This is a genomic window from Streptomyces sp. NPDC001502, assembly GCF_042894785.1.
Lineage (GTDB): Bacteria > Actinomycetota > Actinomycetes > Streptomycetales > Streptomycetaceae > Streptomyces > Streptomyces kutzneri.
The window spans coordinates 163,750-185,301 of record NZ_JBIAVW010000008.1 but is presented as its reverse complement, the minus strand read 5'-3'; the positions used below and the strand labels follow the sequence as shown (position 1 = coordinate 185,301).

General features: G+C 72.2%; 22 protein-coding genes. 9 read left to right on the top strand and 13 right to left on the bottom strand.

Annotation, left to right across the window (positions count from 1 at the left end; all coding sequences use genetic code 11):
* The first annotated feature begins 231 nt into the window (after window positions 1-231).
* Window positions 232-1,629 (top strand): nucleobase:cation symporter-2 family protein, encoded by a 1,398-nt coding sequence (locus tag ACFY0D_RS16360; protein WP_390799097.1) that lies wholly within the window; start codon window positions 232-234, stop codon window positions 1,627-1,629.
* A 128-nt stretch (window positions 1,630-1,757) separates the two neighbouring features.
* Here ACFY0D_RS16360 and ACFY0D_RS16355 read toward each other — a convergent pair whose 3' ends face one another.
* Complete coding sequence (locus tag ACFY0D_RS16355; protein WP_390798959.1) at window positions 1,758-2,729, bottom strand: MTH938/NDUFAF3 family protein; 972 nt, start codon at window positions 2,727-2,729, stop codon at window positions 1,758-1,760.
* Between the two features lie 130 nt (window positions 2,730-2,859).
* On the opposite strand from ACFY0D_RS16355, the gene ACFY0D_RS16350 reads away from it, so the two are divergent.
* A complete protein-coding gene (locus tag ACFY0D_RS16350) occupies window positions 2,860-3,249 on the top strand; it encodes a VOC family protein (RefSeq protein ID WP_390798958.1) in 390 nt (129 codons plus the stop codon).
* On the opposite strand, the gene ACFY0D_RS16345 is transcribed toward ACFY0D_RS16350, so the two are convergent.
* The 5 genes from ACFY0D_RS16345 to ACFY0D_RS16325 all read right to left on the bottom strand — a co-directional run bounded on the left by ACFY0D_RS16345 (window position 3,230) and on the right by ACFY0D_RS16325 (window position 7,968).
* On the bottom strand, window positions 3,230-3,694 hold the full coding sequence (locus ACFY0D_RS16345) for an SRPBCC family protein (protein ID WP_390798957.1): 465 nt from the start codon (window positions 3,692-3,694) through the stop codon (window positions 3,230-3,232). The two genes, ACFY0D_RS16350 and ACFY0D_RS16345, sit on opposite strands and share 20 nt — an antisense overlap.
* A gap of 176 nt (window positions 3,695-3,870) precedes the next feature.
* A complete protein-coding gene (locus tag ACFY0D_RS16340) occupies window positions 3,871-5,013 on the bottom strand; it encodes a GDSL-type esterase/lipase family protein (protein ID WP_390799096.1) in 1,143 nt (380 codons plus the stop codon).
* A gap of 322 nt (window positions 5,014-5,335) precedes the next feature.
* On the bottom strand, window positions 5,336-6,955 hold the full coding sequence (gene aceB / locus ACFY0D_RS16335; protein WP_390798956.1) for a malate synthase A: 1,620 nt from the start codon (window positions 6,953-6,955) through the stop codon (window positions 5,336-5,338).
* A gap of 252 nt (window positions 6,956-7,207) precedes the next feature.
* Window positions 7,208-7,819: an NTP transferase domain-containing protein gene (locus ACFY0D_RS16330; protein WP_390798955.1), complete on the bottom strand. Its 612-nt coding sequence runs from the start codon at window positions 7,817-7,819 to the stop codon at window positions 7,208-7,210.
* Window positions 7,786-7,968: a hypothetical protein gene (locus ACFY0D_RS16325; RefSeq protein WP_390798954.1), complete on the bottom strand. Its 183-nt coding sequence runs from the start codon at window positions 7,966-7,968 to the stop codon at window positions 7,786-7,788. The genes ACFY0D_RS16330 and ACFY0D_RS16325 overlap by 34 nt, the downstream gene beginning before the upstream one ends.
* 88 nt (window positions 7,969-8,056) lie before the next feature.
* On the opposite strand from ACFY0D_RS16325, the gene ACFY0D_RS16320 reads away from it, so the two are divergent.
* Window positions 8,057-9,544 (top strand): PLP-dependent aminotransferase family protein, encoded by a 1,488-nt coding sequence (locus ACFY0D_RS16320; RefSeq protein ID WP_390798953.1) that lies wholly within the window; start codon window positions 8,057-8,059, stop codon window positions 9,542-9,544.
* A 22-nt stretch (window positions 9,545-9,566) separates the two neighbouring features.
* On the opposite strand, the gene ACFY0D_RS16315 is transcribed toward ACFY0D_RS16320, so the two are convergent.
* From ACFY0D_RS16315 to ACFY0D_RS16305, 3 genes are all read right to left on the bottom strand, one after another.
* Window positions 9,567-10,040 (bottom strand): hypothetical protein, encoded by a 474-nt coding sequence (locus tag ACFY0D_RS16315; protein ID WP_390798952.1) that lies wholly within the window; start codon window positions 10,038-10,040, stop codon window positions 9,567-9,569.
* A 113-nt stretch (window positions 10,041-10,153) separates the two neighbouring features.
* Window positions 10,154-10,789: a response regulator gene (locus ACFY0D_RS16310; RefSeq protein ID WP_390798951.1), complete on the bottom strand. Its 636-nt coding sequence runs from the start codon at window positions 10,787-10,789 to the stop codon at window positions 10,154-10,156.
* On the bottom strand, window positions 10,786-12,081 hold the full coding sequence (locus tag ACFY0D_RS16305; protein WP_390798950.1) for a sensor histidine kinase: 1,296 nt from the start codon (window positions 12,079-12,081) through the stop codon (window positions 10,786-10,788). The genes ACFY0D_RS16310 and ACFY0D_RS16305 overlap by 4 nt, the downstream gene beginning before the upstream one ends.
* Window positions 12,082-12,215: 134 nt before the next feature.
* Between ACFY0D_RS16305 and ACFY0D_RS16300 the strand changes: the two genes are divergently transcribed.
* Window positions 12,216-13,304 carry an ABC transporter permease gene (locus ACFY0D_RS16300; RefSeq protein WP_390798949.1) on the top strand — a complete coding sequence of 363 codons (1,089 nt, stop codon included), beginning with the start codon at window positions 12,216-12,218 and terminating at the stop codon, window positions 13,302-13,304.
* A complete protein-coding gene (locus tag ACFY0D_RS16295; RefSeq protein WP_390798948.1) occupies window positions 13,301-13,993 on the top strand; it encodes an ABC transporter ATP-binding protein in 693 nt (230 codons plus the stop codon). The genes ACFY0D_RS16300 and ACFY0D_RS16295 overlap by 4 nt, the downstream gene beginning before the upstream one ends.
* 113 nt (window positions 13,994-14,106) lie before the next feature.
* Here the strand turns inward: ACFY0D_RS16295 and ACFY0D_RS16290 are convergent, their stop codons facing one another.
* A complete protein-coding gene (locus tag ACFY0D_RS16290; RefSeq protein WP_390798947.1) occupies window positions 14,107-14,910 on the bottom strand; it encodes an IclR family transcriptional regulator in 804 nt (267 codons plus the stop codon).
* A gap of 336 nt (window positions 14,911-15,246) precedes the next feature.
* Here ACFY0D_RS16290 and allB point away from each other — a divergent pair, with 336 nt between their 5' ends.
* Together allB and alc are read left to right on the top strand one after the other, a co-directional pair.
* Window positions 15,247-16,581 (top strand): allantoinase AllB, encoded by a 1,335-nt coding sequence (gene allB / locus ACFY0D_RS16285; protein WP_390799095.1) that lies wholly within the window; start codon window positions 15,247-15,249, stop codon window positions 16,579-16,581.
* A gap of 3 nt (window positions 16,582-16,584) precedes the next feature.
* Window positions 16,585-17,703, top strand: a complete 1,119-nt coding sequence (gene alc, locus ACFY0D_RS16280) for an allantoicase (RefSeq protein ID WP_390798946.1) — start codon at window positions 16,585-16,587, stop codon at window positions 17,701-17,703.
* Window positions 17,704-18,029: 326 nt separating this feature from the next.
* Here the strand turns inward: alc and ACFY0D_RS16275 are convergent, their stop codons facing one another.
* A complete protein-coding gene (locus tag ACFY0D_RS16275; protein WP_390798945.1) occupies window positions 18,030-18,767 on the bottom strand; it encodes an SDR family oxidoreductase in 738 nt (245 codons plus the stop codon).
* Window positions 18,768-18,964: 197 nt separating this feature from the next.
* On the opposite strand from ACFY0D_RS16275, the gene ACFY0D_RS16270 reads away from it, so the two are divergent.
* Entirely contained in the window at window positions 18,965-19,582 is a 618-nt protein-coding gene (locus ACFY0D_RS16270; RefSeq protein ID WP_390798944.1) for a dihydrofolate reductase family protein, read from the top strand.
* Between the two features lie 22 nt (window positions 19,583-19,604).
* Here the strand turns inward: ACFY0D_RS16270 and ACFY0D_RS16265 are convergent, their stop codons facing one another.
* Window positions 19,605-20,057 carry a hypothetical protein gene (locus tag ACFY0D_RS16265; protein WP_390798943.1) on the bottom strand — a complete coding sequence of 151 codons (453 nt, stop codon included), beginning with the start codon at window positions 20,055-20,057 and terminating at the stop codon, window positions 19,605-19,607.
* Window positions 20,058-20,081: 24 nt separating this feature from the next.
* A complete protein-coding gene (locus ACFY0D_RS16260; protein WP_390798942.1) occupies window positions 20,082-20,462 on the bottom strand; it encodes a hypothetical protein in 381 nt (126 codons plus the stop codon).
* Window positions 20,463-20,574: 112 nt separating this feature from the next.
* On the opposite strand from ACFY0D_RS16260, the gene ACFY0D_RS16255 reads away from it, so the two are divergent.
* The gene (locus ACFY0D_RS16255) at window positions 20,575-21,525 is read left to right on the top strand and encodes a DMT family transporter (RefSeq protein ID WP_390798941.1); all 951 of its coding nucleotides are present in this window, start codon (window positions 20,575-20,577) and stop codon (window positions 21,523-21,525) included.
* The last annotated feature ends 27 nt before the right edge of the window (window positions 21,526-21,552 follow it).

Here is a 21,552-nt window from a genome sequence, read left to right as displayed (position 1 = left end):
GACGCGCCCTTGCCGCGGCACCCCCAGCTCACGAACCGGTCCGGCTCGCTCCGGCCGGGGCCCTGAGCCGGACCGCAGCGCGGAACCGATGATCGGGCGACTCGTTTCCGCACCCCTTGGGACAAGTATTCGCACCACCCACAACCGCATACAGGCTCGACTCGCACCGCTTTCGCACCACCTCCAAGACACCATGCCCCTGCCGGCGTGTTCAACCGAACGGAGGAAGCCGTGGCCCAGGCGCCCAGGTTTCGCAAAGATGCAGATGCAGTCGCAGTACCGGAGGAGAAGCATCCGGTCGATGAGACCCTGCCTCCGCTGAAGATGTTCACGAGCGGTCTGCAGCACGTGGCCGCCATGTACGCGGGAGTCGTGGCCCCGCCCATGATCCTCGGACCGGCCGTCGGGCTCTCGGCCACCGAGACCGCCTTCCTGATGGGCGCCTCGCTCTTCACGGCAGGCCTCGCCACCCTCCTCCAGACCCTCGGCTTCTGGAAGATCGGCGCCAAACTCCCCTTCGTCAACGGCGTTTCCTTCGCCGGAGTGACCCCGATGATCGCGATCGGCAAGGGGGAGGGGGAGAACGCCCTTCCCGTCATCTTCGGCGCGATCATCGTCGCCGGAGCCGTCGGCTTCTTCGCCGCCCCCTACTTCGGCAAGCTCGTCCGCTTCTTCCCGCCGGTCGTGACGGGTACGGTCATCACCCTCATCGGCATCTCGCTCCTGCCCGTCGCCTTCAACTGGTCACAGGGCGGGAACCGCACCGCCACCGACTACGGATCCCTGCGGAACATCGGCATGGCCGCCGTCACCCTCGTGATCGTCCTGCTGATGCGCAAGTTCCTGCGCGGCTTCCTCCAGCAGATATCCATCCTCCTCGGCCTGGTCGCCGGCACCCTCATCGCCCTCCCGCTCGGCATGACCAGCTTCGACGCCGTCAAGAACGCCTCGGTGGTCGGCTTCCCGACCCCCTTCCACTTCGGCGCCCCGCAGTTCCAGGTCGCGGCCGTCATCTCGATGTGCATCGTCATGCTGGTCTGCATGACCGAGTCCACCGCCGACATCCTCGCGCTGGGCAAGATCGTCGGCCGTCCGGCGGACGCGAAGACCATCGAGGGCGGCCTGCGCGCCGACACCCTCGGCAGCGCGATCAGCCCGCTGTTCAACGGGTTCATGTGCAGCGCCTTCGCCCAGAACATCGGGCTGGTCGCCATGACCAAGGTGCGCAGCCGCTTCGTCGTCGCCGCGGGCGGCGGGATCCTCATCCTCCTCGGCCTTTGCCCGATGGCGGCCTCCGTCATCGGCGTGGTCCCGCTGCCGGTCCTCGGCGGCGCCGGCATCGTCCTCTTCGGCTCGGTCGCGGCCAGCGGCATCCAGACCCTGGCCGGAGCGGCCATGGAGAAGGGCGAGAACGCCCTGATCGTCGCCGCCTCCGTGGGCATCGGCCTGATCCCGATCGCCGCGCCGGAGTTCTACCACGCCTTCCCGAAGGACCTGCTGGTCGTCCTCGACTCCGGTATCAGCACCGGGTGCGTGGTGGCCATCCTGCTGAACCTGGCCTTCAACCACCTCGGCGCCAGGAAGGGCGCGGCCTCGGGGGCCGCGCCGGACCCGGTACCGGTGCACTGACACCCGGCTCCCTGCCACCGGGCGCACGCAGCGGCGGCGCGTACGCCACCCACTGCGGGTGTGGCGTGCGCGCCGCCGTGTCCGTGCCCGTGTCCGTGCCCGTGTCCGTGCCCGTGTCCGTGCCCGGCTCAGCAGGTCGAGTGGAAGAGGCCGCCGACCCGCCCGTCCCGCGCCAGCCGGTTGTAGATCTCCACGGCCTCGGTCGTCTCCGCCGCGTGTACCTCGACCCCGGCGGCCCGGAGCACCTCCAGCGTCTCCGGTACGACCCCGAGGCGCTTCTCCATGCCCTGGCCCAGCACGACCGCCGTCACCCCGAGGCCGAGGAGCTCGCGCACCTCCTGGGGCCGGATGCCCGGATCGTGCCGCGTACCGTGCTCGGACCAGTCCCAGGGGCGGCCACCGCCCGGCCAGAGCTTGAAGTCCTTGCCGGGGGCGAGCCCTTCGGCCTCGATCCGGCCCCACGAGAGGTGAGTGATGCGCGGGGACCGTCCGGCGGCCGGGGCGGACACCGGGGGAGGGGTCCACAGCATCAAGTTGCTCATCAGCTCGGCCTGTTCGATCGCGTCGTCCAGGGCGTGGTGCGTGTGGCGCCGCCGCGACAGCAGCCCGCGCGGCATCCGGCCCTTCACGGCGGCCCGCAGCGGCACCCGCGCCTTCGCGGCGTAGAGGGTCTTCATGTCCAGGCAGCCGGAGTGGCCGAAGGGGCTGTCCCCGCCGAACCGGATCAGGTACCAGTACAGGAAGGTCCAGTCGAAGGAGGCCGGGTAGCCGCACATCACCGGCTGCGCCCCCGCGGACACCTCCCGGACCCAGGTGCGGAATTCGGCCATGGCCGCCGCCGGATCGGCGCCCTCCCGCACGAGGCGGTCGCGGTCCAGCCCGCTGACGGCCAGCGCCTCGGGCACGAACTCCTCACTGATGGGCTGCAACTCCCGGTAGAAGGTGAGCTGTTCCGGATCGGCGGCCGTATACGAAGCGCCGTCCTGGCGGCCCGCGACCGAGGCCCCGAAGCTGATCATCGAATACGGTCCTGGAATGGGTCCGTCCGCCTCGATGTCGACGGATATGTAGAGACTGGGACGTGCGTCACGGGCTGCCATGCGCCCGAGCATGCCAGCCCCCCTCGCACCGATCACCCCGATTTCCGCCGGGCGCCGACGTGTGGAATCGCCGCCCGGCCGTCCCGGAGGGACCATGGGAAGCGGGGCTCCCCGGACCGGAGGAACGGCCATGTTCGAAAACAGCAGGGCATTCAGCGGATTCGCGGTCGACGACCTGGAGAAGGCCAAGGAGTTCTACGGCACGACCCTCGGCCTGAGCGTCTCCGAGGATCAGGAGATGGGCCTGCTCCGCCTCGACCTCGCAGGCGGCACCTCCGTCATGGTCTACCCGAAGGAGGACCACCGGCCCGCGGTCTATACGATCCTGAACTTCCCCGTGGACGACGTCGAACGGGCCGTGGACGAGCTCACCGCGCGCGGAGTCGCGTTCGAGCGCTACGAGGGCTTCGAGTCGGACGCCAAGGGCATCGTGCACGGCGAGGACGGCATGCCCACGATCGCCTGGTTCAAGGACCCGGCGGGCAACATCCTGTCGGTGCTCACCGCCCCCGACCGGTGACCTGCGCATCGGCGTGCTCGCGTACCGCGATCCGGGCGAGCTTCGTCAGCATCATGCCGTTGCGGATGGCGACGACGTAGTCCACGGGGAGTCCGTGCATCCGGGTGCCGGGTCCCCGCAAGGGGTGCCAGTCGAGGGTGAACAGGGTGTTCTCGCCCCAGGGGGCCAGGTGCATGGCGATGCGCGCCGCGCCGAAGGGTTCCGCCCGCGCTTCCAGTTCCAGGCGGCGTTCCGGTTCGCACCGGCGGACCACGCACGTGTCGTCGAGGGTGAGGGGGCCTGCGCCGACCCGGACCTTCAGGCGGGCCCCCACGTCCGGCCAGTGCGGATCCGCGGCCAGGACCTGCCGGGTTCCCGTGACCCACTCGCCGTAGCGGTGGCCGTCGGACAGCAGGCGCCAGACCTCGGACGGCGTGCTCAGGATCAGGCGGCGGTTCCGGGCCACGCCGATCACGCTCCCTCCGGACGCGGCGCGCCGCGTCGGGCCCGCGGTCCGTCGCCCAGTCCGTCACCCCCAGACTCGCGCCGAAGGACCGTTCGCGCAGTCCCACTGACCCGAACGGGCCCCCACGGGTCTCCACCGGGCCGTGTCGCCCGGTGGAGCCCCGACGGCGGGACCGCTCAGGAGGCCGGGGTCAGGAACATGCCCGTCTGGTCCCCGCCCGCGGTGTTCTTGCAGCTGAAGCCGGAGCTCGCGGGCTGGGCCACGACCAGGGCCAGGCAGCGCCCCGCGGCCAGCTGGCCGAAGTAGTTCGGGTGCATGGACTCCTGGATCAGCCCCTGCGACTCGTTGTTGTCGATCCAGCGCGCCCACTCGCTCGTCTTCGCCGAGGCCGGCACGGTGGAGCTCACCTGCTTGCTCGCCTTCGCGCACACCTCGCGGCCCTGCATCATGTCCCGCAGGTCCAGGAACTGCACGCCCTTGGCCGCCGCGACGCCCTTGATCCGGTTCGCTATCTGCGGCACGAGCGAATCCCGCGCCCAGTCGGAGTCCCGGTTCCAGAAGGGGCAGCCGCCGGTGTTGAGCCGGCTCCAGTCGCTCTGCGTGTACCGGTTCTCCGCGCCGCGCGGGATCGGCGACGGGTAGGACTGCAGCACGATCCGGTACGAGGAGTCGGCGTACCCGGCCGCGCGCATCACGGCCCGGATCTCGTCCACGGACTTGCCGACCTTGCCCATGACCGCGTCGATCTTCTGGTCGACGCCGTACTGCTGGTCGTCGTAGCAGTACGAGTTCCAGATGACGAAGTCGAGCGCGCAGTCCTTGATGATGTCGGCGAAGCCGAGGTCGTTCCCGCCGATGGACAGGGCGATGACCTTGACGTTGTGGCTCGCGGCCACCGCGGCGAGCTGATCGGCCTGCGGGGCCTCGCCCTTGTAGGCGACGCCGCCGTTGGAGGCGCGGAACACGTTGTCCGAAACCGCCCCGGAACAGGCGAGGTTGACGGCGACGTCGGCGATCGCCCCGGCGCTGCGCACCTCGGCGGAGTCGGAGCGGTGACATCCGCCGACGGTGGTCCCGTAGACCTTGGCGGGGTCGTAGGTGCTGCCGCTGACCCAGCCCCGGTCGGTCCCGTTCCGGCTGCCGCTGTTGGTCAGGCTGTTGCCCTTCCAGCGCCCGGCCTCACCGGAGATGTAGCTGTCGCCCATGGACACCACGGCGGTGGGTCCCGTTCCCGGGCTGGCGGCGGAGGTCCCGGCTCCGCCGGCCAGCAGTGCGGCGGCGAGCGGTACGGCCATTCCGGCCCCGGCCAGCCGTCGCATCCGACTGTGGTCCCGGTCCTTGTTGGCGTTGCGGAATCCGATCACTGCGGAACTCCTGCGTTCGGCCACGCCGAAGTCGGCGACGACTGTGTCGCGTGGCTGGGAAGTGGGGGTACCGCCGGCCGGTGGCATCGGAAAGGTGACACGGGCCCACTTGTTACCGCTAGGTACAGTCACGTTACGAACAAGTAACGACCGACCGGTCGTTCGGGAGTTGGTTCTTCCTGTTGTGGAACGCAAACGGCTCCGCCCCCGTGCCGTGAGGCGACGGGGGCGGAGCCGGCAGGCTTCGGCCGCTGTGCGTTTCAGCCGAATCCGGGTATCAGCCGACCAGCTGGTCGTAGGCGGGGAGGGTCAGGAAGTCCGCGTAGTCCGCGTCCAGGGAGACCTGGAGGAGAAGGTCGTGGGCCTGCGTCCACTTGCCGGACGTGAAGGCCTCCTCGCCGACCTCGGCGCGGATGGCGGTCAGTTCCTCGGCCGCGATCTTGCGGGTCAGTTCGGCCGTGGCCCTCTCGCCGTTCTCGAACACGACGCCCGCGTTGATCCACTGCCAGATCTGCGAGCGCGAGATCTCGGCGGTGGCCGCGTCCTCCATCAGGCCGAAGATGCCGACGGCGCCGAGGCCGCGCAGCCACGCCTCGATGTAGCGGATGCCGACCTGGACCGCGTTGCGCAGGCCCTCGTACGTCGGCCGCGCGTCCAGGGAGTCGATCGCGATGAGCTCGCCCGGGGCCACCGAGACGTCCTCGCGCAGCCGGTCCTTCTGGTTCGGCTTCTCGCCGAGCACCGCGTCGAAGGAGGCCATCGCGATCGGGACCAGGTCGGGGTGGGCGACCCAGGAGCCGTCGAAGCCGTCGCCCGCCTCGCGGTCCTTGTCGGCCTTGACCTTCTCGAAGGCGACCTTGTTGACCTCGGCGTCCTTGCGGGACGGGATGAAGGCCGCCATGCCACCGATGGCGTGCGCGCCGCGCTTGTGGCAGGTGCGGACCAGCAGTTCGGTGTACGCCCGCATGAACGGGGCGGTCATCGTGACCGCGTTGCGGTCCGGCAGGACGAACTTCTCGCCGCCGTCACGGAAGTTCTTGACGATGGAGAAGAGGTAGTCCCAGCGCCCCGCGTTCAGGCCGGCCGCGTGGTCGCGCAGCTCGTAGAGGATCTCCTCCATCTCGTACGCGGCGGTGATCGTCTCGATGAGGACGGTCGCGCGGACGGTGCCCTGGGGGATGCCGACGTAGTCCTGGGCGAAGACGAAGATCTCGTTCCAGAGGCGGGCCTCCAGGTGCGACTCCGTCTTCGGCAGGTAGAAGTACGGGCCCTTGCCGAGGTCGATCAGGCGCTTCGCGTTGTGGAAGAAGTACAGACCGAAGTCCACGAGCGAGCCGGAGGCCGGGCCGCCCTCGAAGCGCAGGTGGCGCTCCTGCAGGTGCCAGCCGCGCGGCCGCATGACGACGGTGGCGAGCTGGTCGGCGGGCTTCAGCGCGTACGCCTTGCCGGTGCGCGGGTCGGTGAAGTCGATGCGACGCTCGTACGCGTCGATGAGGTTGAGCTGGCCGAGGACGACGTTCTCCCAGGTGGGAGCGGAGGCGTCCTCGAAGTCGGCGAGCCAGACCCTGGCGCCCGAGTTGAGGGCGTTGATGGTCATCTTGCGGTCCGTCGGACCGGTGATCTCCACGCGACGGTCGTTCAGCGCGGCCGGGGCCGGCGCCACCTTCCAGTCGCCCTCGCGGACCTGTGCGGTGTCCGGGAGGAAGTCGAGGGTGGAGGTCCGGGCGATCTCGGCACGGCGCTCGGCCCGGCGGGCGAGGAGCTCGGCGCGGCGGGGGGCGAACCGCCGGTGGAGCTCGGCCACGAAGGCGAGGGCCGCTTCGGTGAGGACTTCGTCCTGCCGGGGCAGGGGCTCGGCGTCGACGATGGCCAGCGGGGACGGCGCTGGTGCGGACATATCTGTCACTCCTTCAGCGGCGGTGCCTGGCGGCCGCGGGGGAATGCTCGCGCGAGACGGCACGCAGTGCCGTCGGGTGTGGAGAGTTCCGGAATACGGTCGCGGGCGCCGTCTGGGGGTTCAGGGCGCTTCTGACCAGTGGATAGTAATTTCCTCATGGTGGAAGTTCAATGGTTTGTTGATGTCGAGATTCTCTGAGTCGACAGATTCCGCTTCCCGGTGGCCCTCAGTGCCATTGCCGTCACACCGTGCTCAGAGGAGTCGTGCCAGGTCGGGCGGCGTGTCGATGTCGAAGGCCTCCGCGATGTCCGAGCACTCCACCAGCATGAGCTCTTCGGCATGTCGCGCAAGATGCACCCGCGCGCCCTTGTCGCCGGTCGCCGTCGCGGCGATGTCGGCCCAGCGGTCCGCGCCGAACAGCACCGGGTGGCCGCGCTCCCCGCCGTACGCCGCCGCCACCAGGCTCGTGGGGGAGCGGTACGCCGCCAGCACCCGGGCCACCGCCGCCGGGCCGATGCCCGGCTGGTCCACCAGCGAGACCAGGGCCGCGCGGGCGCCCGTACCGGCGAGGGAGGTGAGGCCGACCCGCAGCGAGGAGCCCATCCCCTGAGCCCAGTCCGGGTTGTCCACGACCGTGCAGCCGGCCAGGTCCGCGCGCTCGCGGACCTCGGCCGCCGAGGCGCCGAGCACCACGTGCACCGGGCCGCAGCCCGCCTCGCGCAGGACCCGTACGGCGTTCTCGACGAGCGGGCGGCCGCGGTAGGGGAGCAGGGCCTTGGGGCGTCCGCCGAGCCGGCGACCGCCGCCGGCGGCCAGGAGCAGGCCCGCGATCAGGGGTGGATCGGAGTGTGTGTGGGATGACATGCCACCGATTCTCGCTGCTGCGTACGCGCGTGGGACCGCCGTGCCAGGGTGCGCCGTACGGAGGCCAGCGCGGCCCCGATCCGCAGCGGTCGGGCGATCCGGTTCTCGGCGGCGGCCAGCAGGGAACGTTCGTCACGGTCGGTCAGCATCTCGGGATCTCCTTGCCAATCGAGGGCCAATACAGCGAGTCTGGTCCTCGATTGGCCTGGCCGTCAGAGCCAATCAGGGGAGGTTGGCATGGCAATCGGGCGAGTGGTCCAGACAGCGGACAGAACCATCGGCAGCCGTCAGCTCGCGGCCCTGCTGCCCGCCGACGTCCTGGCCCGCCCCGGCTACCGGGCGCTCGCCGACGCCGTCCGCACGCTGATCCTCGACGGACGCGTCGCCCTGCACGTCCGGCTGCCCGCCGAACGTGAACTCGCCGAGGCGGTCGGCGCCAGCCGGGCCACCGTCACCGGCGCCTACGACCTGCTGCGCGAGAGCGGCTACGTCCGCAGCCGGCGCGGCTCCGGCACCTGGACCGAGCTCCCCGACGGCCACCGCCCGGTCGGAGCCCACGCCCTCCTCGGCGCCGGCGGATACAGCGCCGACGGCGATCCCGGTGTCGACCTCGCCATCGCCGCCATGGGAGCGCCGGAGGGCAGCCTCGCCGACGCGTTCGCCCGGGCGGCGCCCCGGCTGCCCGAGTTCGCCCGCAGCCCCGGCTACCACCCCTTCGGCCTGCCCGACCTCCGCAGCGCCGTCGCCGACCGGTTCACCCGGCGAGGACTCCCCACGCGCCCCGAGCAGATCCTGGTGACGGCCGGGGCCCAGCAGGCCTTCTCGCTGGTCGTCAGCCTGCTCTGCGGGCCCGGGGACCGGGTCGTGACCGAGAACCCGACCTACGCCAACGCCCTCGACGCCCTGCGCCACGCGCGGCTGCGCACCGGATCCATCGCCGTCTCCGACGCGGGATGGGATCTGGAGATAGCCGAGTCCACGCTGCGCCAGACCGTGCCCAGGCTGGCGTACGTGATCCCCGACTTCCACAACCCGACGGGCGCGCTGATGCCGCCGGAGCAGCGGCTCCGGCTGCTCGCGGTGACCCGAGCCACCGGGACCTGGCTGGTCGTCGACGAGACGATCGCCGACATCGCACTGGACGTGCCCGCGCCCGCGCCGCTGGCCTCCCTCGCCCCGCGCGGGGGCGCGGACCACGTGATCACCATCGGCTCGCTCAGCAAGACGCACTGGGGCGGGCTGCGGGTGGGGTGGATCCGGGCCACCGCGAAGATGATCACGGAGCTGACGGCCGTACGGGTCTCCGCCGACATGACCGGCTCGGTGCTCGACCAGCTGGTCGCGCTCCCGCTGCTGGACGGCATGGAGCGGGAACTGCCCGCACGGCTGGCGCAGCTGCGGAGCCGGCGCGAGGCCCTGGTGCAGGCGCTCCAGCGGCACACCCCGGAATGGTCCTGGCAGGTCCCGCCGGGCGGACTCTCGCTCTGGGTCGACCTGGGCGAGCCGGTCAGCTCCGCCCTGGCCGAGCGGGCCGCCGCGGCCGGGGTGCACATCGGCCGCGGCGCGCGCTTCGGGGTGGACCCGGGCACCTTCGAGCACCGGCTCCGGATCCCGTACACGCTCCCCGCCCACCGGCTCGACGAGGGCATCCGCCGCCTCGCGAGCGCCTTCCACGACGGGATCCCGCTGCCGTCGGCGGTGGAGCGGCCGCACTGGGTGGCGTAGAGGGTGCCCTGTCGGCCGGGCCCTACGCGGACCTGCGGAAGTACCGGTTCGCCGCCGGCCGGAACATCAGGACCACGGCCGTCAGCACGGCCGCCAGATGGACCGTCCTGCTGACGCCGAAAACCCACTCCAGGGCGTCCGCGCGAGCGAGCGCGGCGGAGAGCGACCCGCCGTCCAGGAGGTACCCGAGCGGTTCGGCCACCAGCGAGGCGGTGCCGAGGATCCCGAGGCCGATCGCCAGCGTGATCCGGGCCCAGCCGGCGCCGCGGCGCATGCGTAAGGCGACCAGCACGGCGGCGGTGAACACGGCGAGCCGCACCGCCAGACCCGCACCGATCCCGTCGGCCGGAGCCCGGCCCACCATCAGCGCGGTCTCGAAGGCGCCCGCGGCCACGGCGCTGACCCAGAGCACGAAGGCGGCCCGGACGGCGGCGGGCGGCGGGCCGGGGTCGCGGCGCTCCGCCGCACGGCGCGCGGGGATGGACGTGGCAGGCATCGTGGGCTCGCTCTCGTTCCGGGGACTCGATGGCTCGACACCCCCGATGCTCCCGTCGGCCCGCGCCGCGCACCCGCCTGCAGCCCCGCCTGTCCGCCCTGGGGCCAGCCCCCCTACGGCGTGCGGATCAGCCGGCGCGTGGCGGCCGCCGCGACCGCCGCGGTGCGGGAGTCGACGCCGAGCTTGGCGTAGACGTGCACCAGGTGGGACTTGACGGTGGCCTGGCTGAGGAAGAGCTTCTTGGAGATCTGCTGGTTCGACAGGCCGTCCGCGACCAGTTGCAGCACCTCCAGCTCCCGCTTCGTCAGCGCCTCCGCGGGGGTCCGCATGCGGTCCATCAGACGCAGCGCCACCGCCGGGGCCAGCGCCGACTGGCCCGCGGCGGCCGTCCGTACGGCCGCCGCGAGCTCCTCCGGCGGGGCGTCCTTGAGGAGGTAGCCGGAGGCGCCCGCCTCCACCGCGGCCAGGATGTCCGCGTCCGTGTCGTACGTGGTCAGCACCAGCACCCGGGGCGCGCCCGGGCGGGCGGTGATCAGGGCCGTCGCCTCGGAGCCGTGCATACCGGGACCGGGACCGAACTGGAGATCCATCAGCACCACGTCCACCGGTTCCCGGGCGGCCAGCTCCACCGCCCGCTCGGCGGTCGCCGCCTCGGCCACCACCGCGAAGTCCGGTTCGGTGTCCAGCACCGCGCGCAGCCCGGCCCGGACCACCGGGTGGTCGTCGGCGAGCAGGAGACGGATGGTCACAGGGCCTCCACGGCGTCCGGATGTACGGGGTGATCCGCCTGTTCCACGCGATCCGCCTGATCCGCGTGTTCCAGATGTTCCAGGGGCAGCGGCAGGGTGACGGCCACGGCGGTGCCCTGCCCGGGGTCGGACTCCACGGTGAACAGCCCGCCCAGGGTCTCGGCGCGCGAGCGCATCGCGGGCAGCCCGAAGCCGCCGTCGCCCGCGCCGGACGCGACCGAGGACGGGTCGAAGCCGTGCCCGTCGTCGACGATGTCCAGGGTGACCGAGGCGTCCATGAACGTCAGGGTGATCTCGGCGCGCCCGGCCCGCGCGTGCCGCACCACATTGGCCAGTGCCGACTGGGCGATCCGCAGCAGGGCCACCTCGTACGGCGTGGGCAGCACCCGCGGGCTGCCGCTCAGCGAGAACCGCACGCGCGGTCCCGGGACCCCCGCGCACAGCCGTTCCAGAGCCGCCGCGAGCGACCCGCGCTCCAGGTCCGGCGGGGTGAGGGCCCGTACGAAACGACGCGCCTCGGCGAGGTTCTCCTGGGCCGCCTCGCGCGCCCGGGCGATGTGCTCCAGCGCCGGAGCCTGCGCCGGCAGCGCCGGCAGCGCCCGCTCGGCCGCCCGCAGCAGCAGCTGGATGGAGGACAGCCCCTGGGCGAGGGTGTCGTGGATCTCCCGGGCCAGGCGCTCCCGCTCGGCCAGGATCCCCGCACCCCGCTCGGCCGCGGCCAGCTCGGCCCGGGTGGTGATCAGCTCCTCGATCAGCTCCCGGCGGCGCTCGCTCTCGCGGTACAGCGCCTGGTAGCCCAGTACGGTCGCCACCGCCACCGCCCCGCCCAGCAACGGCCCGAGGAAGGCCCCGGGGGTCACCGAGCTGCTGTGCGCGAGGAATCCGGCGATGGCCGCGCACGCGGTCACCGCGACGGCCGTGACCCCCCAGCGCAGCCGCAGCAGATGCAGCTCCAGGAAGTACAGCGGGAAGGCGATCCACAGCCCGTCGGGGCAGACCACGAGCAGCGCCGCCCAGGCCGCGCCGAGCCCGGCCAGCCACAGCGCCCCGGCGCGCGGGGAGCTGTGCACGGCGGGGGCCCGTACGCCGCCCGCGTAGACGGCGGCGAGCACCGCGCAGGCGGCGATCACCCATCCGGCCCGGGGCGCGGAGTCGGTGACGGCCCGCCCGGCGGCGAGCGCGAGCAGGCCGAAGAGGAGTGCGTGCAGGCACAGCCGCAGCACCTTCGACACGGGCGTCAGGGCACGCGCGGTGGGGCGAGCGGGGCGAGCGGGGGAAACGGGAGCAGTCATGTCCGGACCAGCGTAAGTGGGGGCGGACCGGACCCGGTCAACCGAAAGTTTGATGTCCGCAGGCACCCTTCGATACGAGGATCACTACTGTGGCGCGATGCCTTGTGTCCACGCGGAAGACCAAGGTGGGGAACATGTTCGTCGCATGGAGAGATCTACGGTTCGCCAAGGGCCGATTCGCCCTCATGGGTTCGGTCGTGCTGCTCATCACGCTGCTGGTGGGCCTGCTGTCCGGGCTCACCTCCGGCCTGGCCCGGGAGAACATCTCGGCCGTCACCGGTCTGCCCGCCACGCACCTGGCCTTCGCCGCGCCCACCGGGGACCAGAAGGTGTCCTTCACCAACTCCCAGGTGCCCGAGCCCGCCTGGCTGGCCTGGCGCAAGCAGCCCGGGGTGAAGGCGGCGGAGCCGCTCGGCATCCGCACCACCAACGCCGTCTCGGGTGAGCGCACCGCCGCGGTCTCGGTCTTCGGGGTGGACTCCGCCGGGGGACTCGCGCCGCGGAACGCCGGCCTCACCCAGGGCCAGGTGGTCCTGACCGGGAAGGCCGCGAAGGAGCTGGGCGGTCTGACCGCCGGGGCCAAGCTCAAGATCGGCCCGCTGGAGCTGACCGTGGCGGGCGTGTCCGGGACCGCCGCCTACAGCCACACCCCGGTCGTCTGGATGGACCTCAACGACTGGCAGCGCGTCGGCAACCCCGGCACCTCCATCGACACCCTCGCCACCGTCGTCGCCGTCTCCGGTGGCGGCGGCGTGGACCTCGGCGCGGCCGACAAGGCCGCCGGGACCAAGGCCCGGACCGTGGACGAGGCCCTGGGCGCCATAGGCTCCTACCAGGCCGAGAACGGGTCGCTGCAGCTGATGCGCGGCTTCCTGTTCGTCATCTCGGCCCTGGTGATAGGCGCCTTCTTCACGGTGTGGACGATCCAGCGCAGCGGGGACGTCGCCGTCCTGAAGGCACTGGGTGCCTCCACCCCGTACCTCCTGAAGGACGCCCTCGGCCAGGCCGTCGTGATGCTCGCCATCGGTACCGGGCTGGGCACCGCGCTCGCGGCCGGCTTCGGCGCGCTGATCAGCGGCGGACCCGTGCCCTTCGTCCTCGACGCCGCCACCGTGCTCGTCCCCGCCGCGATCATGATCCTGCTCGGCGCGCTGGGCGCTGCCCTGTCCATCCGGCGGATCACCGCCGTCGACCCGCTGACCGCCCTCGGGAGCGCCCGATGACCCTCCTCGTCCACGACGTCACGCTGACCTACCCCGACGGCGAGAGCCGGCTCACCGCCCTCGACGCGGTCGGTCTGGAGGTGCCCGCCGGCACGCTGACGGCGGTCATAGGACCCTCCGGCTCCGGCAAGTCCAGCCTGCTCGCGGTCGCCGCCACCCTCGTCACCCCGGATTCCGGCCGGGTCGTCGTCGCGGGCCAGGACACCACGAAGCTCGGCCCCGCCGAGAAGTCGGCCCTGCGCCGGGAGAAGATCGGCATCGTCTTCCAGCAGCCGAACCTGCTGGCCTCGCTGACCGCCGCCGAACAGCTCCAGGTCATGGCGCACCTCTCCGGCCGCCCCTCGCGGGTGCTGCGCCGGCGGGCGCTGGAGCTGCTGGACGCGGTGGGCCTGGCCGACAAGGCCGACAAGCGCCCCCACCAGCTCTCCGGCGGCCAGCGGCAGCGGATCAACATCGCCCGTGCCCTGATGAACGAGCCCGCCGTGCTGCTGGTCGACGAGCCGACCAGCGCGCTCGACCACGAGCGCGGCGCGGCCGTGCTCGACCTGCTGGTCACCCTGACCCGCGAGCGCTCCACGGCCACGGTGCTGGTCACGCACGACCACGCCCACCTGGAGCGGATGGACCGTACGGCGACGATGACGGACGGCAGCCTGACCCTGAGCCCGACCCCGGTGCCCGCGCCCTGAGCGGCGTACGCAAGGCATGGAAGGCATGGAAGGCATACGGAAGGCATACGCGAAGGCCCCGGCCGCCCCTGCGAAGCGAGGGGGCGGCCGGGGCCTCGTACGACTGCGTGAACCTACGCGGGGCTCTGGTTGGCCAGGGCCACCGAGAGCTCGGCGGCCACACCCTGCAGGATCGGCACGAAGGACTCGGCCACGGCCTCCGTGACCCGGCCCGCCGGACCCGAGATGGAGATCGCGGCGGCGGTCGGCGAGTTCGGCACCGACACGGCGAGGCAGCGGACTCCTATCTCCTGCTCGTTGTCGTCGACCGCGTAGCCCACCTTGCGGACCTGCTCCAGCGCCTCAAGGAAGCCCTCGGGCGTGGTGATGGTCTTCTCGGTCGCCGCCGGCATCCCGGTGCGGGCCAGCAGGGCCCGTACCTCGTCGGCCGGGGTGTAGGCGAGGAGTGCCTTGCCCACGCCGGTGGAGTGCGGCAGCACCCGGCGGCCGACCTCGGTGAACATGCGCATGGAGTGCTTGGACGGGACCTGGGCGACGTAGACGATCTCGTCGCCGTCGAGGAGGGCCATGTTCGCCGTCTCCCCGGTCTCCTCGACCAGGCGGGCGAGGTAGGGGCGGGCCCAGGTACCCAGCAGGCGCGACGCGGACTCGCCGAGGCGGATCAGACGGGGGCCGAGGGAGTACCGTCGATTGGGCTGCTGGCGTACGTAGCCGCACGCCACCAGCGTGCGCATCAGGCGGTGGATCGTGGGCAGAGGCAGACCGCTGGCGGCGGAGAGCTCGCTGAGGCCGACCTCGCCTCCGGCATCGGCCATGCGTTCGAGCAGGTCGAAGGCGCGCTCAAGAGACTGGACGCCACCGCTGGCGGCGGGGGTCTTCGAGGAAGCGTCGGTGGTGCTGGCGCTGGACGTCGGCACGGCGCGGTCCTTTCGGTGCTGGCAGGCAAGGGAGCAGCCTACCCGGCGGTCGGCGTCGGCCCCAGTGTTGGGGTCGAGGTCGTCTCCGCCGGTCAGAGAGGGTTTGTCCTGGTGGTGGACGTCCTCGGGAAGTTATCCGCCCGGTTGCCGGTGGTGGTAGCTACATTCTGTATAGCGAAATCTTAATTCCATCCTGTGGAAACCTCCAATTGCGGTCCTGGTGTGTCAGTGGTCCGTCCGGACGCTCTTGACTGGGTACCGATCGCCGGGAAGACTCCGTCAACAGAACGTTGAATTTCGCTCTGTGGAAGTAGATGGGGAGGTTCGGTGGCCGACGTGGCTGTGGAACTGGTACTGCGCTCGACGCGCGTCATCACCCCCGAGGGGACGCGCGCCGCCTCGGTGGCCGTCGCCGGCGGGAAGATCGCGGCCGTGCTGGCGTACGAGGCCGAGGTACCGGCCGGAGCCCGGCTGGAGGACTTCGGCGACGACGTCCTGCTCCCCGGCCTGGTCGACACCCACGTCCACGTGAACGACCCGGGCCGCACCGAGTGGGAAGGCTTCTGGACGGCCACCCGCGCAGCGGCGGCCGGCGGCATCACCACGATCCTCGACATGCCGCTGAACTCCCTGCCGCCCACCACGACGACCGGCAACCTGCGCGTCAAGCAGGAGGTCGCCCGCGCCAAGGCGCACGTGGACGTCGGCTTCTGGGGTGGCGCCCTGCCGGACAACGTCAAGGACCTGGCGCCGCTGCACGACGCCGGCGTCTACGGCTTCAAGTGCTTCCTGTCGCCCTCGGGCGTGGACGAGTTCCCCGAGCTCGACCAGGAGCAGCTGGCCACCTCCCTCGCCGAGATCACCGGCTTCGGCGGCCTGCTGATCGTGCACGCCGAGGACCCGCACCACCTGGACGCCGCCCCCGTCGTTCCCGGCCCCAAGTACGCCGACTTCCTCGCCTCCCGGCCGCGCGACGCCGAGAACACCGCGATCGGCAACCTGATCGCCCAGGCCAAGCGGCTGAACGCCCGCGTGCACGTGCTGCACCTGTCCTCCTCCGACGCGCTGCCGCTGATCGCCGCCGCCAAGGCCGAGGGCGTCCGCATCACCGTCGAGTCCTGCCCGCACTACCTCACCCTCACGGCCGAGGAAGTGCCCGACGGCGCCAGCGAGTTCAAGTGCTGCCCGCCCATCCGCGAGGCCGCCAACCAGGACCTCCTGTGGGACGCGCTCGCCGACGGCACGATCGACTGCATCGTCTCCGACCACTCGCCCTCCACCGCGGACCTGAAGACCAGCGACTTCTCCACCGCGTGGGGCGGCATCTCCTCCCTCCAGCTGGGCCTTCCCGCCATCTGGACCGAGGCGCGCCGCCGCGGCCGGACCCTGGAGGACGTCGTCCGCTGGATGTCCGCCGCCCCGGCGAACCTCGCGGGCCTCGGCCAGAAGGGTGCCATCGAGGCCGGCCGCGACGCCGACTTCGCCGTCCTGGCACCTGAAGAAACGTTCACTGTGGACCCCGCCGAGCTCCACCACCGCAACCAGGTCACGGCGTACGCGGGCAAGACCCTGCACGGCGTCGTGAAGTCCACCTGGCTGCGCGGCACGCAGATCGCCGACCACGGCACCCCGACCGAGCCCACGGGCCTCCTCCTCGAAAGGCAGAACTGACCAGTGGCGATTGAATCCTTCACCGGCAACGCGAACCCGTACGGGGGCGGCGACCCGTACGCGGACTACCGCACCGCGGACTTCCCCTTCACCCAGTACGCGAACCTCGCCGCCCGGGAGCTGGGCGCCGGTGTCATCGCCGCCAACGACGAGTTCTTCGCCCAGCGAGAGAACCTGCTGATCTCCGAGGCCGCGCACTTCGACCCCGAGGACTTCGGTCACAAGGGCAAGGTCATGGACGGCTGGGAGACCCGCCGCCGCCGTGGCGTCTCCGCCACCCAGCCCTGGCCGACCCCCGAGGACCACGACTGGGCGCTCGTACGCCTGGGCGCCCCCGGCGTCATCCGCGGCATCGTCGTCGACACCGCCCACTTCCGCGGCAACATGCCGCAGGCCGTCTCCGTCGAGGCCACCAACTGGGCGGGCGCCCTCGCGCCGACCCCGGAGGAGCTCCAGGGCGACGACGTGAAGTGGACGACTCTCGTCGCCCGCACCCCGGTCGGTGGCCACGCGGCCAACGGCTTCGAGGTGGACGTGGAGCAGCGCTTCACCCACCTGCGCGTCAACCAGCACCCCGACGGCGGCATCGCCCGCCTGCGCGTCTACGGCGATGTCCTGCCCGACCCGAAGTGGCTCGACGCGCTCGGCTCCTTCGACGTGGTGGCCCTGGAGAACGGCGGCTCCGTCCAGGACGCCTCCAACCGCTTCTACTCCCCGCCGACCAACACCATCAACCCGGGCCGCTCCCGCAAGATGGACGACGGCTGGGAGACCGCGCGCCGCCGCGACAACGGCAACGACTGGATCCGCTACCAGCTCGTCGCCGAGTCCGAGATCCGCGCCGTCGAGATCGACACCGCGTACCTCAAGGGCAACTCGGCCGGCTGGGCCTCCCTGTCGGTCAAGACGGGCGAGGAGGGCGAGTGGACGGAGTTCCTGCCGCGCACCCGCCTGCAGCCCGACACCAACCACCGCTTCGTCCTGGACGCCCCGGCGGTCGGCACGCACATCCGGATCGACATCTTCCCGGACGGCGGCTTCTCCCGCCTGCGCCTGTACGGCTCCCTGACGGAGTCCGGCGCGGCGGCGCTGACCGCCCGCCACCAGGAACTGGGCGGCTAGTCACGCAGCACGTGAAACCCGCCCCGGGGGCCGACACCCCCGGGGCGGGTTTCGCCGTTCCGGCCCCGTATCCCAGCCCCGCCGGCATTCGGGGCGCGGCCCCCGAATCCAGCCCCGCCGTCGTTCGGGGCGCGGCCCCGAATCCAGCCCCGCCGGCATCCGGGGCGCGGGCCCGAATCCAGCCGCGCCGTCATTCGAGGCGCGGGCCCGAATCCAGCCCCGCCGGCGTTTGAGGCGCGGGGTCCGGGGCGGAGCCCCGTGCACGCGGGCCGGCACCCGCCCGCCGACGGTACGGCCCCGGGACCCGCCCGCACGCCCGGCGAGGGCTACGCGGCGTGCCCGCCGTCGACGGCGAACTCCGCCCCCGTGACGTACGCGGCCTCCTCACCCGCGAGGAAGGACACGACGGCCGCCACCTCCCGCGGTGCGCCGAACCGGCCCAGCGCCGTCATGGCCGCCTGTGGGCCCGCGTAGGGTCCGTCCGCCGGGTTCATGTCCGTGTCCACCGGCCCCGGGTGCACGATGTTCGCGGTGATCCCGCGCCCGCCCAGCTCCCGGGCGAGGGCCTTGGTCAGCCCGATCAGCGCCGACTTGCTCATGGCGTAGAGCGTCCCGCCCGGACCCGGCACCCGCTGGGTGATGCAGCTGCCGATGGTGATGATCCGCCCGCCGGAGTCCAGGTGCGCGGCCGCCGCCCGCGTCGTGTGGAACACCCCGCGCACGTTGACCGCGATCACGCGCTCCACGTCGGCCGGAGCCAGCTCCGCCAGCGGCCCGAGCACGCCCACACCGGCGTTGTTCACCAGCACGTCGAGCCGCCCGAACTCCGTCACGACCCGCTCCACCGCCGCGCCGGCGGCCGCGGGATCCCCGGCGTCGGCCCGCACGGCCAGGGCCCGCCGCCCGAGCGCCTCCACCTTCCCGACGACCTCGGCCGCGGCCTCCGCGTCGCTGACGTACGTGATCGCGACGTCGGCCCCGTCCTCGGCGAGCCGCAGTGCGACGGCCGCCCCGATCCCCCGACTTCCCCCGGTCACCAGGGCGACGGTGTTGTTGCTGTCCATGCCGTTCCTCCCGCATCAGTTGGTTGCGAGTTCAATCAAATCCTCCCGGGGCCCACCCCGCTGGCAGGAATCCGACCTGGCGCCTCCCCGGTCCGGGCGGTCGAAACGGGTGGGAGCTTGCGTGGCGTGGCGATGAGTTCCGGCGGGTCCGGGAGTCTGGGTCCGTGTAAGCACGACCGAGCGAGGAGCGCAGAGCCATGGGGAAGCTGACCCTGACCACCTTCGTGACGCTGGACGGCGTGACACAGGCGCCCGGTGGACCCGACGAGGACCGCAGCGGCGGGTTCGAGTACGGGGGGTGGGTCGCGCCGTTCGCCGACGAGGGGATGGGGGAGTTCATCACCGAGGTGTTCGGGCGGGCCGAGGCGTTCCTGCTCGGGCGGAAGACGTACGAGATCTTCGCCTCGTACTGGCCCGAGCACGACGACCCCGCCGACCCCGTCCCGGCCAACCTGAACCGGCTGCCCAAGTACGTGGCCTCCACCACGCTCAAGGAGCCGGCCTGGGGGCCGGTGACCGTGCTCGACGGGGAGCACCTGCAGGGAGAGATCGTCCGGGTCAAGGACACGCTGGAGGGGGAGCTGCAGGTGCACGGCAGCGGGCAGCTCGCGCAGTGGCTGCTCGCCCGGGACCTCGTGGAAGAGATCAACCTGCTGGTGTTTCCCGTGGTTCTCGGCGCGGGGCAGAGGCTGTTCCCCACGGGCGGGCTGCCGACCGCTTACGAACTGGTGGCCTCCCGTACGACGTCGGCCGGAACGGCCATCCAGACCTACCGGCCGACGGGCCGGGCGTCGTTCGGCACGGTCGGCACCTGACCCGGCGCTGCGGCTCCGTCCTTCATCTGCCCGGATGCCACCGGAACCAGTAGTCGGGCCCGTCGGCCCGGTAGCGGTCGCCGGCGTCGAACCCCAGCTCGCCGACCAGCCGCCGCGCACCCTCCGCCGGCTGCCGGTGCGGGGCGAGCAGCCGGGTCAGCTCGTCGTAGCGGGCGTCGACGCGACCAAGGTCCGGATGACTCTCCGGACCGGCCTCCCCGGCTTCGCTGCGCTGGTTCCACCCGACGAAGATCGCCCACTGCTCGCGCTCCAGCACCACCGCGGCCTCGCCCGCCGGCCATACGAGGTACTCGTCGGACTCGTCGGCGTGGTCGTAGTCGTAGCCCTGGAAGTAGTGCGGCCTGCCGTCGACGTCGGCGAGGCCCGCACGCGGTCCGTCGTACCACTCGAATTCGGCGTACACGCGCCGGAATCCGCCCGCGATCAGCCGCTGCTCGTCCCAGGTCTCAGCCATGCCGGGCAGGCTGCAACGGCACCCCTACCGCGGGTCCAGCGCCAGCTGGACCACGCGGCCCTCGCGCAGGACCAGCAGGTCCGGGGACTCGTGCTCGTAGAAGCGGATCCGGCCGACCGGGCCCGGAGGGCGGATGTGGGGTGCGAGGAGCATCAGGAGGTCCTCCAGGTCGGGGAGCTGCTCCGCGTGGATCTCCTGGCGGGCGGTCAGGGCCCACCCGCCGCGCTCGCCCGGCCCGAACTCCCCGACGAGCATGCCGCCCACGCGCCACGCCGGGCCCCGGGTCGAGAGGAGGGCGGCACCGTCCTCGTCCGGCGCCAGCTGGCGCCGCACCTCCGCGAGCACGTGGTCGGGCGTGGTGTCGAGCAGGTCGAACGCCAGGTCCAGGGCGTAGAGATCAGCCATGCCACCGATGCTACGGGGCGGGGGTCGCGGGCCCGGAAAGGGGTCGCCCGGCATGATCGGCTCCGGTACGGTGTGCCCGCACCCGTGCGAGCCGCCGACGTCTCCACCCCCGATGAGCCGTTGGAGACCTCCGTTGACCGCGATCTCGCCCGCCCTCGAAGCCGCCCCCCGCCGGGCCTGGCTCGCCGATCTGCCCGTGCTGGCCGTCGCCGTCGTCTGGGGCGGCAGCTATCTCGCGGCCAAGGGCATCACCACCACCCACACCGTCATCGCCGTGCTCGTGCTCCGGTTCTCTCTCGTGCTGCCCGTGCTCGTCGTCGCCGGGTGGGCCCGGCTGCGCGCCCTGAGCCCCGCCCAGCTGCGCGGCGCCGGGCTGCTGGGCCTCGTACTCGGCGGGATCTTCCTCCTGGAGACCTACGGGGTCGTCCACACCTCCGCCACCAACGCCGGGCTGATCATCAGCCTGACGATGATCTTCACCCCCCTCGCCGAAGCGGCCGTCAGGAAGCAGGCGCCCTCCCCCGGGTTCCTCGGCGCCGCCGCCGTCTCCGTCGCCGGGGTCGTGCTCCTCACCCAGGGCGCCGGCTTCACCGCGCCCAGCACCGGCGACCTGCTCATCCTCGGCGCCGCCCTCGCCCGGACCCTGCACGTCCTGCTCATGGCCCGCATCGAGGCCGTGCAGGACGCCGACTCGCTGTCCCTGACCACCGTGCAGCTCGGCGCCGCGGTCCTCGTCTTCGCCCTGCTGGCCGCCGCACCCGGGACCGGTGACAGCCCCTGGGCCGCCGCCGCCGGCTTCGGGGCCGCCGAATGGGCCGGGCTCGCCTTCCTCTCCGTCTTCTGCACCCTCTTCGCCTTCTTCGTGCAGATGTGGGCCGTACGCCGCACCTCGCCCTCCCGGGTCAGCCTGCTGCTGGGTACCGAGCCCCTGTGGGCGGCCGTCGCCGGTATCGCCATCGGCGGGGAGGAGCCGGGGCTCCTCGGCTACGCCGGAGCCCTGCTGGTCCTCGCCGGCACCGCATGGGGGCGGAGCGCCGTGACCCCCGCCCCGACCACCCCCTGAGCGTGGCCGGAAAGCGCCGCAGCCGAC

What these genes read in the sequence shown, in the direction of transcription:
- ACFY0D_RS16300 (WP_390798949.1), top strand. Translation starts at nt 12,216, where the DNA reads ATGTTCGTCGCATGGAGAGATCTACGGTTCGCCAAGGGCCGATTCGCC.
- ACFY0D_RS16330 (WP_390798955.1), bottom strand. Translation starts at nt 7,819, where the DNA reads ATGTCATCCCACACACACTCCGATCCACCCCTGATCGCGGGCCTGCTC.
- ACFY0D_RS16270 (WP_390798944.1), top strand. Translation starts at nt 18,965, where the DNA reads ATGGGGAAGCTGACCCTGACCACCTTCGTGACGCTGGACGGCGTGACA.
- ACFY0D_RS16255 (WP_390798941.1), top strand. Translation starts at nt 20,575, where the DNA reads ATGAGCCGTTGGAGACCTCCGTTGACCGCGATCTCGCCCGCCCTCGAA.
- ACFY0D_RS16305 (WP_390798950.1), bottom strand. Translation starts at nt 12,081, where the DNA reads ATGACTGCTCCCGTTTCCCCCGCTCGCCCCGCTCGCCCCACCGCGCGT.
- ACFY0D_RS16260 (WP_390798942.1), bottom strand. Translation starts at nt 20,462, where the DNA reads ATGGCTGATCTCTACGCCCTGGACCTGGCGTTCGACCTGCTCGACACC.
- ACFY0D_RS16265 (WP_390798943.1), bottom strand. Translation starts at nt 20,057, where the DNA reads ATGGCTGAGACCTGGGACGAGCAGCGGCTGATCGCGGGCGGATTCCGG.
- ACFY0D_RS16315 (WP_390798952.1), bottom strand. Translation starts at nt 10,040, where the DNA reads ATGCCTGCCACGTCCATCCCCGCGCGCCGTGCGGCGGAGCGCCGCGAC.
- ACFY0D_RS16295 (WP_390798948.1), top strand. Translation starts at nt 13,301, where the DNA reads ATGACCCTCCTCGTCCACGACGTCACGCTGACCTACCCCGACGGCGAG.
- ACFY0D_RS16355 (WP_390798959.1), bottom strand. Translation starts at nt 2,729, where the DNA reads ATGGCAGCCCGTGACGCACGTCCCAGTCTCTACATATCCGTCGACATC.
- ACFY0D_RS16325 (WP_390798954.1), bottom strand. Translation starts at nt 7,968, where the DNA reads ATGCTGACCGACCGTGACGAACGTTCCCTGCTGGCCGCCGCCGAGAAC.
- aceB (WP_390798956.1), bottom strand. Translation starts at nt 6,955, where the DNA reads ATGTCCGCACCAGCGCCGTCCCCGCTGGCCATCGTCGACGCCGAGCCC.
- ACFY0D_RS16340 (WP_390799096.1), bottom strand. Translation starts at nt 5,013, where the DNA reads ATGCGACGGCTGGCCGGGGCCGGAATGGCCGTACCGCTCGCCGCCGCA.
- ACFY0D_RS16275 (WP_390798945.1), bottom strand. Translation starts at nt 18,767, where the DNA reads ATGGACAGCAACAACACCGTCGCCCTGGTGACCGGGGGAAGTCGGGGG.
- ACFY0D_RS16350 (WP_390798958.1), top strand. Translation starts at nt 2,860, where the DNA reads ATGTTCGAAAACAGCAGGGCATTCAGCGGATTCGCGGTCGACGACCTG.
- ACFY0D_RS16320 (WP_390798953.1), top strand. Translation starts at nt 8,057, where the DNA reads ATGGCAATCGGGCGAGTGGTCCAGACAGCGGACAGAACCATCGGCAGC.